This window comes from Thermincola sp. GK-1, from assembly GCF_059412445.1.
This window is the reverse complement of the sequence record NZ_JBSQAT010000017.1, coordinates 28,855-41,004: the sequence shown is the minus strand read 5'-3', so window position 1 is coordinate 41,004 and position 12,150 is coordinate 28,855. Positions and strand designations below refer to the sequence as shown.

The following is a 12,150-nucleotide window of genomic DNA, read 5'->3' as shown; positions in this document are numbered from 1 at the left end:
CCTTACCAGGTAGTCCTCAAACCGCTATGGAGATAAAACAACCGTTGCTCCGAGGTTACGGGCGGAGACAGTGTAAACTCCGTTCGGTTGAAATCACTGAACCCGGCCGAATCGTCATCCATGACTCAATGGCCGGGTTTCCGGCGTCCGTGCCGGAAACAGTGATTTCAAGCCCTAACTGTCGTTAACACTGTCTACCCACCCTTCACCAAGTCGCAACTTATTGTTTGACCTCCATAGCGATTATCTACAACTATGATGCAAGGGTTGTTACACCGGTACAATGCCTACCCTCAATAGCGGAGGGGTGGGTGGGGTAGCCCAGTCACCCCTCCACAAAAGCAAAGAACAATTCTATGGAAGATTTCCGTTATGCTTTTCAAAAAGCATTTATGGGCAAAGTGGTGGACAGAATGGGCCAGAATGAAAAATTCTTTATGAAAATTATCGATGACGAACAATTTGCCGGCGCTTTGATGGAGTTGATGCTCCCTGAGGTCTATGAGAGACTGCAGAGGGTGGAAGTATAAGCTAAAGCCGGAAATAACGGTCACCTGTAAAATTTGTTTATCACACTTGGCGATTATCCGGGAATTTTGTTTCATTTTTTGGTTTTTCGCCAAAGCCGGTAAATGGCATAGACCAAAATTAATTCCAAAAGCCAGCTTTTCAGCCGGTTAATTTTCATAATTTGATAAACTGAAAAGGCTTCCAGCAACAATGCCGGTATTTTCCCCAAAGAACTGGCCACAGTAAAAGACAACACGGAAATTGTCCCCATTGAGGCTGCCAGAGTAACCAACCCGGAAGGCATCAAGGGCATAACCCTCAGTAACAATATGAGATAAACAGCCTCCCTGCCGGTACTGTTAGTCAATTTCATAAGCCGGGGATATTGCTTTAAATAGGGATGGATGACATGCTGAAGACCTTTGCGGTAAATGATAAAAGAGATTGACGCCCCCAGCGCTTCACCAATAAAGGAAATCAGCGTTCCCGGCCAGAAACCGAAGAAGGTTATGTTGGCCGCGGTGATGAAAAAGCTGGGCAATACCCCCATAATGGCAACCACTATGCTTAAAATAATACTAATTAATACTGCTTGGCTCTGATATTCGTTAAAGAAATGCACTAACTGTTCTTCCACTGGCGGCTCCATCCCTTTTCATACACTACTTATAATATTTTACCGTAACTTAGCTTTTACGAAAACTAAAGGTAAAGAATAAAAAAGGGATAAGTGCAAAGCTCTGTAAATGCAGGGCTTATTCTACTTATCCCTTTCTTTTAATTTTTCCCTGTATAAGGAAGAATAGTTTTTATAAGTTTTTTGACTAATTCCAGTTCTTCCGGAGAACATTTGTCGAGTAAAATGTTTATCTCTTTGTATTTGTTATCCTCAACTGCTTTATAGGTATTCCGGGCATCCTGAACCTGATAGGTATCATGAACAGTTTTCCCAAAAATCAGGTAGTCTAATGATACATGCAAACATTTGGCAATTTTAAATAAAACGCGAAGACTCATTTGCCTTTCGCCGCGTTCCAATTGCCCGACATAATAATCTGAAAGCCCGATGATTTCTGCAAACTTTTCCCGTGATAGTTCGAGCTTTTCTCTTTCTTCCCGTATTCTCTGCCCGATGGTCTTGTTATCTATTTCTGACTTTTTCTTCACTTTTTTCACTCCCCACTGCCATTACTTTACCTGAATTTAAGGCGCACTAGAATTTGCTATGTGCATATATTTATTATTTGCAAAAAGCCAATATTTGATGTAAAATTATGTTTAGGTATTTTTACAGGGAGTGAACTTGGTGAATAAAAGAGATAAGATAGAAATGGCCCGGAATATCCTTAATAATGCGGCCAATATGAATATGAGCAAGGAAATTCTTCTGAAAATCAGTCAGAAAATCGATAAATATATTGTGGAGTATTTTCGTAAAGGTGGAGGCCTAAAGGGGGATTAGATGAGAGAGAAAATGTATAAATTTGCTCCTGTTATTTTATTGTCGGTCGGGCTGTTCTTATTGTTGATAACGTTTTTAGCTGACGGATATTACCAGGGCAGGCAAGGTTTTTTATGGCTGCCCATGGCAATAATCCAGACGGTGATTAGCACAATTTGCGGCATTTTAATTAAAAGATTAAACCGGGAGGCTAATACTGACGCGCTAACAGGCCTGCATAACAGGAAATATTTTTATACAAAACTGTCGGAACTGAAAACAAAAGGTCCAATTTCTCTGCTTCTAATAGATCTGGACAATTTTAAGAGTATAAATGATACATATGGGCATATAGTAGGTGATCAGGTATTACAGCAGTTTGCTGAAATTTTACGAAGGAATACAAGAAAAGACGATGTAATTGCCCGAAAGAATTATATTGCTATTCATATTTCCTGAAAGTCATAGAACTATCTATAAACCAAAATATTCATTTATAGACTGACAGGCTATTTTGACCATGAACCTGATATCTTTTTCTTCTACAACATAAGGTGGCATGAAATAGATGACATTTCCCAAGGGGCGCAGGAGAACTCCTTTTTTAACAGCTATCTTATATATCTGGTAGCCCACCCGCTTTTTCCAATCAAAGCCTTTCCCGGTTTCTTTGTCTTCTACCAGTTCTAATGCTCCAACCATACCCAATTGTCTAAACTCGCCTACATAGGGGTGATTATCAAAAGCGTCCCTGACTATATCACTGATAAGCTTTGATTTTTCTTTATTTTTCTCTAAAACATTTTCCTCTTCAAAAATGTTTAAAGTTTCACAGGCAGCGGCACAGGCTAATGGGTTGCCGGTATAGCTATGGCTGTGCAAAAAAGCCTTTAGTTCTGTATACTCACAGTAAAAAGCATCATAAATTTCATCGGTTACGACAACCAGGGATAAGGGTAAGTATCCTGCCGTGATCCCTTTAGATAAACACATGATATCAGGACTTACACCGGCATGTTCACAGGCAAACATTTTACCTGTCCGGCCAAAGCCTACTGCAATCTCATCGGCAATAAAATGGATATTATATTTATCACAGAGTTTCCTCAGTTTTTTCAGATAAACCGGTGGGTAAATTTTCATTCCTGCCGCACACTGGATGAGGGGTTCTATAATAACACCACAGATTTCTTCATGGTTTTTTTCTGCCAGCTTCTCCATATGTTCAAAACATTCAGCGCTACAGGTATCCCGTTCATTACCATAAGGGCAGCGGTAACAATCAGGGCCTTTAGCTTTATAGGTTTGTAGTAAAAGTGGTTTATAAATCTTACTGTATAAATCGATATCTCCTACAGAAAGGGAGCCGAGAGTCTCACCATGGTAAGCATCGGTAATTGCTACAAATTTGGTTTTTTTAGCATTACCTGTTTGCTGATGATACTGAAAGCTGAGTTTTAGGGCAGCTTCTACTGCCGAAGAACCGTTGTCGGCAAAAAATACTTTATTTAATCCAGGGGGAGTTATTTGCACTATCCGTTCTGCTAATTCTATAGCAGGTTCATGGGAGAAATTAGCGAAAATAACGTGCTCTAATTTTTCTAACTGTCTTTTCAGAGCCTGATTTATCCTCTCGTTGCTGTGGCCAAAAAGATTAACCCACCAGCTTGAGACGGCATCCAGGTAAGAATTACCTTCCACATCTATTAAATAAGGACCTTTCCCCCGTTCAATAACAATGGGGGGGAAGTCTTCATAGTCTTTCATCTGAGAACAGGGATGCCATATGTATTGTAAATCCTTTTTTTGCAGTTCATTCATAATAAAACAACTCCTTGTTATTCATTGGTCTGCTCTTTTCTTAAGATATCTTTTCTTAAGATATAATCTTCAATTTTTTCCCTATTTCCTGGATTTTTGTTAAAACATGGTTTATATCTTCCAGAGAATGGGTTGCCATTAAAGTCAGCCTTAAACGGCTGGTCCCCTGAGGTACAGTGGGTGGTCTGATAGCAGGGATAAAAATACCCTCTTCTAATAATTGTTTGCTAAACTCAACTGCTTTTTCTGCATCACCAATTATGATAGGAATGATGGGGGTTTGACTCGTCAATACTTGAAAACCGATTTTCTGCAGCCGGTTTTGTAACCACTGGGCTTTTATTAATAATCCTTTTCTTTTTTCCGGTTCTTTCTCAATTATTTCTAATGCCTTTAAGGCTACAGCTATTATCCCCGGCGATAAGGCAGTGGTATAGATAAAGCTCCGGGCTTTATTCCGGAGAAAATCGATTAGATATTGCTTACCGGCTATAAATCCACCTTCACCGGCTAAAGCTTTGCTTAAGGTACCCATTTGAATGTCTATCTTATCCTTCAGGCCGAAGTACTCCGGCGTCCCTGAGCCTGTTTTTCCCAAAATACCTGTTGCATGGGCATCATCAACCATTGTCAGTAAATTGTTTTTTGCAGCAATTTCCACTATTTCCGGTAGAGGTGCTATATCTCCATCCATGCTGAATACACCGTCGGTTACGATTATACCGGGATAACCTTTGTATTCCTTTACTTTTTTAGCTAAATCCCCCATGTCACAGTGCTTGTAAACAATTGTCCGCGCTCTGCTCAAACGACAGCCGTCAATAATACTGGCATGATTTAATTCATCACTGAAAATAACCCAGTCTTTATCGGTAAGACCTGTGATAGCTCCTAAGTTTGCCATATATCCGGTGTTAAAGACCAAAGCCCCTTCCATGCCTTTAAATTGGGCCAGTTTTTTTTCCAGTTCTCTATGTAATTCGTAGCTGCCGGTTGTCAATCTGGACCCTCCCGAGCCCACTCCATATCTGTTTATGGCAGCAATAGCCGCTTCTTTTAACCTTTTATCAACACATAACCCCAGGTAACTGTTAGAAGCCATCAAGATTACCTTTTTTCCGTCTATTACCGTATGGGGGCCCTGGGCAGCGCTTAAATACTTAAACTCCCTGTATAACCCCTTTTCTTTTATTTCTTGCAAAGCTGCAGTTATTCTCTCCATATCCAATCTCCTTTAAAAACTCAGTTAAGGTATAATTCCCCCGGTAAGGGCTCAGTTCATTTACAATTGTTACTTGCTTTTCCAGCCAGAACAGGCATTGTTCTAAAGACGCCAGGCTTTTGTCAAAACAAAATACCCTGCCGCCTTTCTTAACCCCCAGGGGTTTTAAATTGGTAAACCTGACATAGCCTAACTTTTTAGAAGCTACATAACCCGCAGTATAATCAGGGTCATCTGACCAGCAGATTTCAGCAACTATTCCCGGCGCCCGGCTAACTTTACTGGCTAAGGCCAGCGCTTCCTTAACGTGAGTATTATTTATGCCTTCTCTGGCAAGCAAATCATTCAACTGGGGCACAATATTTTGTTCCCAATCCATGCCGGTAGCCCTAACCCCCCTCTCAAAATCAGGCTCTATTCTTTCCAGGGAATTAATCTCAACGAGCATAGCGCCCCTCATAGCCGGACTCTCTTCTAAATAGGATAGAATTGTTTTTGCCTGGTAAAAAGACAGGCCTATGTTTTCCAGAATTTTTATTAAGCCTTTTCGCCCTGCCCGATAATCATTAACCTTAACCGTAATTATCGGTAAGGATGGGATATAGGCAATGTCATTCCTTTTAATTTCTTCCAAAGAGATATTAATAAAATCGGCTTGCCCTTTACTGTGATAAATTGCCCGGTCTAGAAGGTCAGAAACAATATCTTTAATATTCTCCCCGGAGACAATTCTCTCTGCTCCCGAAATATGCTGGCCGCCTTTTTCATGCCTGCCGCCTTTAGCTGCCCGCATTTTGATGTTGTAAAGTTTTTCCCGCATAGTACACATCTCTCCCAAGTGTTGCATTTTAAAATTCATTTGTTAACCCATTTTTTGCAAATAGTTAACTAAATTATATAGTTCAATTTACTCTTTGGTCAACCCATATTTTGCGATGGGTTGACAAATCGGTGGTAAATTAACTAAGATATACATATGTTTAACACCAAAAAATGGAGGGACAGAAATGGCTAAAGGTTTTTTCATTATCGGCACCGATACCGGGGTAGGAAAAACTTTTGTTACCGCAGGATTAACAGGGGCCTTACGGGAAAGGGGAATTGACGCCGTACCCTATAAACCTGTTCAGAGTGGAGCAGTTGCCGGTGAAGACGGTTTGCGGGCTCCAGATGTGGAATTCTATAAAAAGGTTGCTGATTTACCTGATGATAAGTTTAATACATATTCCCTTGCGCCTCCTCTGGCTCCCAGTTTAGCGGCGGAACTAAGCCAGGTATCCATAGAGATAGACAAAATAAAAGAGGATTTCGTAAGCTTGTGTGTAAAATACCAAATAGTAATTGTCGAGGGGGCCGGTGGCCTTTTTGTTCCCTTAAAAGGTACGGGCTTCTTATTACCTGACTTAATCAAAGAATTCAATTTACCGGTTATCATTGTCGCCAGACCTGATTTGGGAACTATTAACCATACTGTTCTTACTGTCAGGTGCGCAGAGCAATTGGGCTTGAAAATCAAGGGAATAATTTATAATGGATTTGATATAAACAATTTAACCCTGTCGGAAAAAACCAATCCTGAAATAATCGAAAAGATGACCAATATACCTACTTTAGGTAAAATACCAAAGGGAAAAGATATTGATATTGATACCTGCCAAATAGGCAACACCTTGGAATTGATAAAGAACAATGTAGATTTTGATTTATTACTTAATAATACGTAGGTGATAATATGCAAACTATTTTAGATTATGGACAGAGAAACAAAGTAGAGTTAAATCCACTGGCCCAAAGGTATGCTGTAAAAATTAAAATGCCGGGCTTAACAGACAATCAGGGTGATGTGGACCGGTTGCGCCGTTATTTGCCGGAATCCCTCAAGGGAGTGCATATTCCTCTTGAAGTGATGAGGAAACTGCCGTCTGTATTCCTGGAAGGGGATTGGCAGGTTTCGGTTATTGTGGCCCAGGCAAAAGAAAACCCCTGGGTAATTGACATAGAACCGGAGGTTGGCAAAGGCAACTATTACGGGTTGGCTCTGGACATTGGGACTACCACCACCGTACTTTACCTTGTGGACCTAGCTTCAGGAGAAGTCCTGGGCAATGTTTCCTCTTATAATGGACAGGTAAAATACGGTGACGACATATTAACGAGGATTTACCTGGGCAGCACAGAAAACGGAAGGGAAAAACTTCGCCAGGCTGTCCTTGAGACTATCAACGGGCAGATACAGCAGGTAGTTTCTGAACACAATGTGGAACAGAACGAGATTTATGCCATGGTGGTTGCCGGAAATACCACCATGATTCATCTTTTCCTGGGACTGGACCCGGCAAACATATGCCGTGAACCGTATATTCCGGTAGTTAACAGCCCCGGCATTCTAAAGGCTATCGAAGTGGGTGTGGCTATCAACCCTTTAGCCCCTCTCTATTGTTTACCGAATGTGGGCAGTTATGTCGGAGGTGATGTGATTGCCGGTTTATTGGTAAGCGGAATGCATCAGAAACCCGAATTATCTCTTCTGGTTGACATCGGGACCAACGGCGAAATGGTTTTGGGCAACAACGAGTGGCTGGTGACTTGTGCCGGTGCGGCCGGGCCGGCCTTGGAAGGTGGCGCTGCTGAGCATGGAATGCGGGCAGAAGCCGGTGCTATTTACAAAGTAAGTATTGATCCGGCAACGCTTCAAACTGATTATAGAGTAATCGGTTCCGTTAAGCCCAGGGGTATTTGCGGTTCGGGGTTAATCGATTGCATGGCTCAGATGCTGGTAGCAGGTATTATTGACCGTTCAGGCCGGTTTAATGATGATTCCGGTGCATTTGTGATTGCCGGCGCCCAGGAAACGGCGACGGGACAGGATATAGTTGTTTCCCAGAAGGATATTCGCAGCCTTTTAAAAACCAAGGCCGCTGTTACGGCGGCAGTGGAGGTATTAATGGAAGGGGTAGGCTGTTCTTTTAAAGAGCTGGAAAAATTTTATGCCGCCGGAGCCTTTGGTGCATACATAGACCCGGAATCTGCCATAACGATTGGATTGTACCCGGACATTCCCCGGCAAAATATTATTTCACTTGGGAACAGCTCTCTGGAAGGCGCCAGACTTGCCCTGCTGTCAAGGGAGAAAATTGATGAAGCTGAGACCTTGGCCAAAAGTATTACTTATTTTGAGCTGAATAACAACCGGGAATTTATGAAAAAGTTTACATCGGGACTTTTCCTGCCTCATATGGACCTGAACAGATACCCTAGTGTCAAGAAAAAACTACAAAAACGTTAGTTTTATATGAGAAAAACCGGGGAGCCAAGCCCCGGTTTTTTGACCTATACGGTCTGCCGGTATTCATTTAACACTTTATCAATAAGTAACGACCTGCTCTGGGCGGTGATGGGGTGTGAGATATCTATATCAGGCGCCGGAAAAGTTGCGCAAAAATGCCCTGATTCTTTCGTTTGAAGGATTATCTATCAGTTCCCGGGGGTTTCCCTGTTCCACGATTTGGCCCTTGTCCATAAAAATTACCCTGTCCGCCACATCGCGGGCAAAATTCATTTCATGGGTTACCACCACCATGGTCATGTGTTCCGCTGCCAGGACCCGCATGACTTTTAAAACCTCGCCCGTAAGTTCGGGGTCCAATGCTGATGTGGGTTCATCAAAAAACAATATGTCAGGTTTCATGGCCAGGGCTCTGGCGATAGCCACACGCTGGCTTTGCCCTCCTGAAAGCTGGTAAGGATAGGCATCGGCCTTATCGCTCAGGCCCATCTTTTCCAGTAATTCCATAGCCAGGTCCCTGGCTTTGCTGCGGTCCATGCCTGCCACGTGAACCGGCGCCTCCGTTATGTTCTGCAGAACGGAAAAGTGGGGGAAAAGGTTAAAGTTTTGAAACACCATACCGAGGCGAAGCCTGATTTTACGGAGATGGGCTTCAGGGGCATAAAGCACTTTTCCCTCCCCGGTGGTATCGGCCATGACTTCTCCCCCGACTACAATAGTGCCGCGGTCAATTTTTTCCAGCAGGTTAAGGCAGCGCAGCACAGTACTCTTCCCCGAGCCTGAGGGACCTATGACAGCTACCACTTCTCCCTTTTTCACCTCAAAAGAAACACCGGACAGCACTTCTTTGCCGTCATAGCTTTTGTGTAAGTTATGAACCTTGAGCATCTGCATTATTTTTATTCCTCCTACCTGTAATAACCCAGTCTTCTTTCAAGGGTATGAAAAACCTTTTCTACCGCCCAATTCATGATCAGGTAGAACAAGCCGGCCACGAAAATAGGTGTAGTGGAAAAAATTCTTGAAGATTCGTTCTTGGCCACCCTGAATAGTTCGGAGATGCCAAGGACCGTAACCAGGGCAGTATCCTTTACCAGGGTAATAACCTCGTTGCTGACAGGGGGCAGGATCCTTTTTATTACCTGAGGCAGGATTATTCTGACAAAAGTCTGTGTCCTGGTAAAGCCCAGCACGGCTGCAGCTTCATATTGTCCCCGGGGTATGGACAGGATGCCACCCCTGTATATTTCCGCAAAATAGGCGGCATAGTTCAGGGAAAAGGCGATGACGGCCGCAATAAACCGGTCCAGGCTGAAACTTGGGAAAATGTAGGACGGTGTAAAATAAACGAACCAGATTTGTAAAAGTAATGGAGTCCCGCGCATTACAGAAATATACCACTTGATGGGGTTGCTTATCCATTTTTTTGTGGACAGCCTGCCGATAGCTACCAGGAGTCCCAGGGGCAGGGAAAACAGCAGGGTGAGGGAAAAAATCTGCAATGACGTCAGCGCCCCCCCGGCAAGGAGGCCAATCAGGTTCAAGAAACTCGCCAAATCCATGTCTGTAAACATTTTATCTGACTCCTTTTACCGTTTATTTGTCCGGTTTATTTTATTTATCCCATTTTATTTGTCCTTTTCATTGTAATTAGAAAAACAAAAAAAGACAAGGGCCGGTGTCTTCCCGGCACCGGCCCCTGTGAAGGCTTGGTTGATTCAGAAGGTATTAAGGCGCACCAATTGGTTATTTTCCAACAGTGGTAATGTCTTTACCGAACCACTTGGTAGAAATCTCGGCCAGCTTGCCGTCTTTGGCCATAGCTTCGAGGGTTTCCTGAATCTTTTCCATCAGTTGCTTATCATTTTTTCGGAAGCCAATTCCGTATTCTTCGCTGGCCAGCGCTTCATCCAGCACTTTATAGCCCTTGTTTTTCATGGTGATGTAGTAACGGGCCACTATTTCGTCCATAAGGACGGCATCTATGCCGCCTTTTTCAAGGTCCATGAGGGCAGTCATGTTGTCATCAAATTCAACAACTTCACCAAGTTTGGCCTTGAAATCCTTTGCTCCCGCCAGGGCGTCAGCGGCGCTTGAACCTGCCTGCAGGCCCAGTTTCTTACCGGCCAGGTCGGCAAGATTGGTATAACTGGAATTATTCATGACAATAATTACCTGGCGGTTTTTCATATAAGGTTTGGAGAAAAGGACATTTTGCTTACGATCTTCGGTAATAGTAAAACCGTTCCAGATAGCATCGATGTTTCCTGTGTTGAGTTCCTGTTCCTTGGCATCCCAGTTAATGGGCTGTAACTTGAGTTTGACGCCGAGGCGGGAGGTAACCTCCTTGGCGACATCCACGTCGAAGCCAACAATCTCACCTTTTTCATCCCTGAAGCCCATAGGAGGGAAATTCTCATCAAGCCCCAGTACGAATTCTCCTTTTTCCTTTACCTTTTCCCAGGAGGGATCACTTGCCTGGGAGGAGGAAGGGGAGGAACCGCCGCAACCGGACAGAACCAATACTGCTGCCAGCAAAAGTAGGAGCGCCGTTAGAATGTACTTTTTCATAAGAACATCGTCCTTTCCCTGAAAGTTGTAAAATTTTTAGAGTTAACTACACTTGTTATTTTACTTTAAAACTTCACTTTAGTAAAGCATTAATCGAATGTTCGTTTAAAGGATATTTTTAAGGTTTAATGCCTCTTTTTCAGGGATATGTTTAAGCAGTAATTTGAGTTCTCCCAATTCTGCCAGAAGTTCGGGTTTTTCTCTGGTGTCCATATAATTTTTTAATCTGGCCATACTCATGTTGATGCTGTCCAGTTCTTGGTGGTCTATAAATACTGCCCAATTGGAACTGGTCCTGTCCCAGGACGATTTCAGTTTACTGAAGCCCTGTTCCGCCTGTTGCCAATTCCTGGCCCGGAGGTGTTTTTCCATTACCTGGATATGAGCCATAAGGTTATCGGTGGTATTGTTAATGTAATTATAGGTAAAAGTCGAAAACCCAACGAGTATTGCAAAGACAACCAGGGTAGCGACAAATGTTTTCACGGTGCAAACCTCCCAAGTTTATGATTTTTTCTGATAATATAAATTGCCCTGCGTGTCAAGAGAGGCAAAAAGGACCTGTTTTGGGTCCGCAATACCAAAGCTGTTCAACTGCTGTTTTAACCATGCGACATCGAGGTTTAGTTTTGCAAGGTTTTTATACATTATTTCGCCGTCCACAATCAGCGTGTAAGGCAGACCTTCGTATTTAGTTGGCAGATTCATATCTTCCGGAACAATCGGCCGTTTTTGCGATTTTGGTATGACACTTAACTGCCCGCTGGTTTCCAGAATGGCAAATTCCACATCCGAGATATTTGGTACATTTTTAACCCTTAGTTGTTCTAACAGGTCGTTAATGTTATACCGTAACCTCGCCAGTTCTTTCTCCTTAATTTTACCGTTTTCTATAAGTACGCTGGGAGTGCCGCAGATTACTGCCCGGGCGCGGCTGCTCTTGAGTGAAATATAAGATAAAACTACCTGGGCCATTAAAAGTGTTAAAATAGGAGTTATTCCGTTTAGCAACGGGATGCCGGTGTTTTCCATCGGGATGGCGGCAAGTTCGGACAGCATAATTGCTATGACCAGTTCATATGGCTGAAGCTGGCCAATTTCCCGTTTTCCCATAATGCGCATGGCAGTGGCGACAAATACAAAAAGTATAAGGGTTCGTATAATTACTATCAGCATAGAATACCTCCTTTGTGTTATATGGGAATTATAACCATTCAGAAGCAATTTTAATCGTATACTTTAAAAAGCTCCAGGGTACTATAAGAATTGAAAAACCCACCAATTGGTGGGTTTTTCAGC

Annotated in this window: 15 protein-coding genes; 5 read left to right on the top strand and 10 right to left on the bottom strand. The window is 42.9% G+C overall.

Features of this window, described 5'->3' with window-relative positions:
* Window positions 1–356 precede the first annotated feature (356 nt).
* Window positions 357–530: a hypothetical protein gene (locus tag ACSNJE_RS13430; protein WP_495252857.1), complete on the top strand. Its 174-nt coding sequence runs from the start codon at window positions 357–359 to the stop codon at window positions 528–530.
* A gap of 71 nt (window positions 531–601) precedes the next feature.
* Here ACSNJE_RS13430 and ACSNJE_RS13425 read toward each other — a convergent pair whose 3' ends face one another.
* Complete coding sequence (locus tag ACSNJE_RS13425; RefSeq protein ID WP_495252856.1) at window positions 602–1,147, bottom strand: TVP38/TMEM64 family protein; 546 nt, start codon at window positions 1,145–1,147, stop codon at window positions 602–604.
* Between the two features lie 140 nt (window positions 1,148–1,287).
* A complete protein-coding gene (locus ACSNJE_RS13420; RefSeq protein ID WP_495252855.1) occupies window positions 1,288–1,677 on the bottom strand; it encodes a helix-turn-helix domain-containing protein in 390 nt (129 codons plus the stop codon).
* A gap of 139 nt (window positions 1,678–1,816) precedes the next feature.
* On the opposite strand from ACSNJE_RS13420, the gene ACSNJE_RS13415 reads away from it, so the two are divergent.
* Window positions 1,817–1,972, top strand: a complete 156-nt coding sequence (locus ACSNJE_RS13415) for an aspartyl-phosphate phosphatase Spo0E family protein (protein WP_495252854.1) — start codon at window positions 1,817–1,819, stop codon at window positions 1,970–1,972.
* Window positions 1,973–2,410, top strand: a complete 438-nt coding sequence (locus tag ACSNJE_RS13410; protein ID WP_052218809.1) for a GGDEF domain-containing protein — start codon at window positions 1,973–1,975, stop codon at window positions 2,408–2,410. It abuts the gene before it with no gap.
* A 15-nt stretch (window positions 2,411–2,425) separates the two neighbouring features.
* Here ACSNJE_RS13410 and bioA read toward each other — a convergent pair whose 3' ends face one another.
* The 3 genes from bioA to ACSNJE_RS13395 are packed head-to-tail and all read right to left on the bottom strand — an operon-like array spanning window position 2,426 to window position 5,814.
* On the bottom strand, window positions 2,426–3,772 hold the full coding sequence (gene bioA, locus ACSNJE_RS13405) for an adenosylmethionine--8-amino-7-oxononanoate transaminase (protein ID WP_495252853.1): 1,347 nt from the start codon (window positions 3,770–3,772) through the stop codon (window positions 2,426–2,428).
* Between the two features lie 55 nt (window positions 3,773–3,827).
* On the bottom strand, window positions 3,828–4,994 hold the full coding sequence (bioF, locus tag ACSNJE_RS13400) for an 8-amino-7-oxononanoate synthase (RefSeq protein ID WP_052218811.1): 1,167 nt from the start codon (window positions 4,992–4,994) through the stop codon (window positions 3,828–3,830).
* A complete protein-coding gene (locus ACSNJE_RS13395; protein ID WP_474774168.1) occupies window positions 4,933–5,814 on the bottom strand; it encodes a 6-carboxyhexanoate--CoA ligase in 882 nt (293 codons plus the stop codon). Before ACSNJE_RS13395 ends, bioF begins: the two co-directional genes overlap by 62 nt.
* A 187-nt stretch (window positions 5,815–6,001) precedes the next feature.
* Here ACSNJE_RS13395 and bioD point away from each other — a divergent pair, with 187 nt between their 5' ends.
* Entirely contained in the window at window positions 6,002–6,718 is a 717-nt protein-coding gene (gene bioD, locus ACSNJE_RS13390; RefSeq protein ID WP_495252852.1) for a dethiobiotin synthase, read from the top strand.
* Window positions 6,719–6,726: 8 nt separating this feature from the next.
* Entirely contained in the window at window positions 6,727–8,280 is a 1,554-nt protein-coding gene (locus ACSNJE_RS13385) for an ASKHA domain-containing protein (protein WP_495252851.1), read from the top strand.
* A gap of 129 nt (window positions 8,281–8,409) precedes the next feature.
* Here ACSNJE_RS13385 and ehuA read toward each other — a convergent pair whose 3' ends face one another.
* The 5 genes from ehuA to ACSNJE_RS13360 all read right to left on the bottom strand — a co-directional run bounded on the left by ehuA (window position 8,410) and on the right by ACSNJE_RS13360 (window position 12,027).
* The gene (gene ehuA / locus ACSNJE_RS13380; RefSeq protein WP_013119324.1) at window positions 8,410–9,174 is read right to left on the bottom strand and encodes an ectoine/hydroxyectoine ABC transporter ATP-binding protein EhuA; all 765 of its coding nucleotides are present in this window, start codon (window positions 9,172–9,174) and stop codon (window positions 8,410–8,412) included.
* 14 nt (window positions 9,175–9,188) lie between these two features.
* Entirely contained in the window at window positions 9,189–9,854 is a 666-nt protein-coding gene (locus tag ACSNJE_RS13375; RefSeq protein ID WP_495252850.1) for an amino acid ABC transporter permease, read from the bottom strand.
* Window positions 9,855–10,026: 172 nt separating this feature from the next.
* Window positions 10,027–10,851 carry an amino acid ABC transporter substrate-binding protein gene (locus tag ACSNJE_RS13370; RefSeq protein WP_495252849.1) on the bottom strand — a complete coding sequence of 275 codons (825 nt, stop codon included), beginning with the start codon at window positions 10,849–10,851 and terminating at the stop codon, window positions 10,027–10,029.
* A gap of 105 nt (window positions 10,852–10,956) precedes the next feature.
* Window positions 10,957–11,337: a DUF4363 family protein gene (locus tag ACSNJE_RS13365; RefSeq protein WP_495252848.1), complete on the bottom strand. Its 381-nt coding sequence runs from the start codon at window positions 11,335–11,337 to the stop codon at window positions 10,957–10,959.
* A gap of 18 nt (window positions 11,338–11,355) precedes the next feature.
* A complete protein-coding gene (locus ACSNJE_RS13360) occupies window positions 11,356–12,027 on the bottom strand; it encodes a YetF domain-containing protein (protein WP_013119328.1) in 672 nt (223 codons plus the stop codon).
* Window positions 12,028–12,150: the final 123 nt, after the last annotated feature.

What these genes read in the sequence shown, in the direction of transcription:
- ACSNJE_RS13430 (WP_495252857.1), top strand. Translation starts at nt 357, where the DNA reads ATGGAAGATTTCCGTTATGCTTTTCAAAAAGCATTTATGGGCAAAGTG.
- ACSNJE_RS13410 (WP_052218809.1), top strand. Translation starts at nt 1,973, where the DNA reads ATGAGAGAGAAAATGTATAAATTTGCTCCTGTTATTTTATTGTCGGTC.
- bioA (WP_495252853.1), bottom strand. Translation starts at nt 3,772, where the DNA reads ATGAATGAACTGCAAAAAAAGGATTTACAATACATATGGCATCCCTGT.
- bioF (WP_052218811.1), bottom strand. Translation starts at nt 4,994, where the DNA reads ATGGAGAGAATAACTGCAGCTTTGCAAGAAATAAAAGAAAAGGGGTTA.
- ACSNJE_RS13395 (WP_474774168.1), bottom strand. Translation starts at nt 5,814, where the DNA reads ATGCGGGAAAAACTTTACAACATCAAAATGCGGGCAGCTAAAGGCGGC.
- bioD (WP_495252852.1), top strand. Translation starts at nt 6,002, where the DNA reads ATGGCTAAAGGTTTTTTCATTATCGGCACCGATACCGGGGTAGGAAAA.
- ACSNJE_RS13385 (WP_495252851.1), top strand. Translation starts at nt 6,727, where the DNA reads ATGCAAACTATTTTAGATTATGGACAGAGAAACAAAGTAGAGTTAAAT.
- ehuA (WP_013119324.1), bottom strand. Translation starts at nt 9,174, where the DNA reads ATGCAGATGCTCAAGGTTCATAACTTACACAAAAGCTATGACGGCAAA.
- ACSNJE_RS13375 (WP_495252850.1), bottom strand. Translation starts at nt 9,854, where the DNA reads ATGTTTACAGACATGGATTTGGCGAGTTTCTTGAACCTGATTGGCCTC.
- ACSNJE_RS13370 (WP_495252849.1), bottom strand. Translation starts at nt 10,851, where the DNA reads ATGAAAAAGTACATTCTAACGGCGCTCCTACTTTTGCTGGCAGCAGTA.
- ACSNJE_RS13360 (WP_013119328.1), bottom strand. Translation starts at nt 12,027, where the DNA reads ATGCTGATAGTAATTATACGAACCCTTATACTTTTTGTATTTGTCGCC.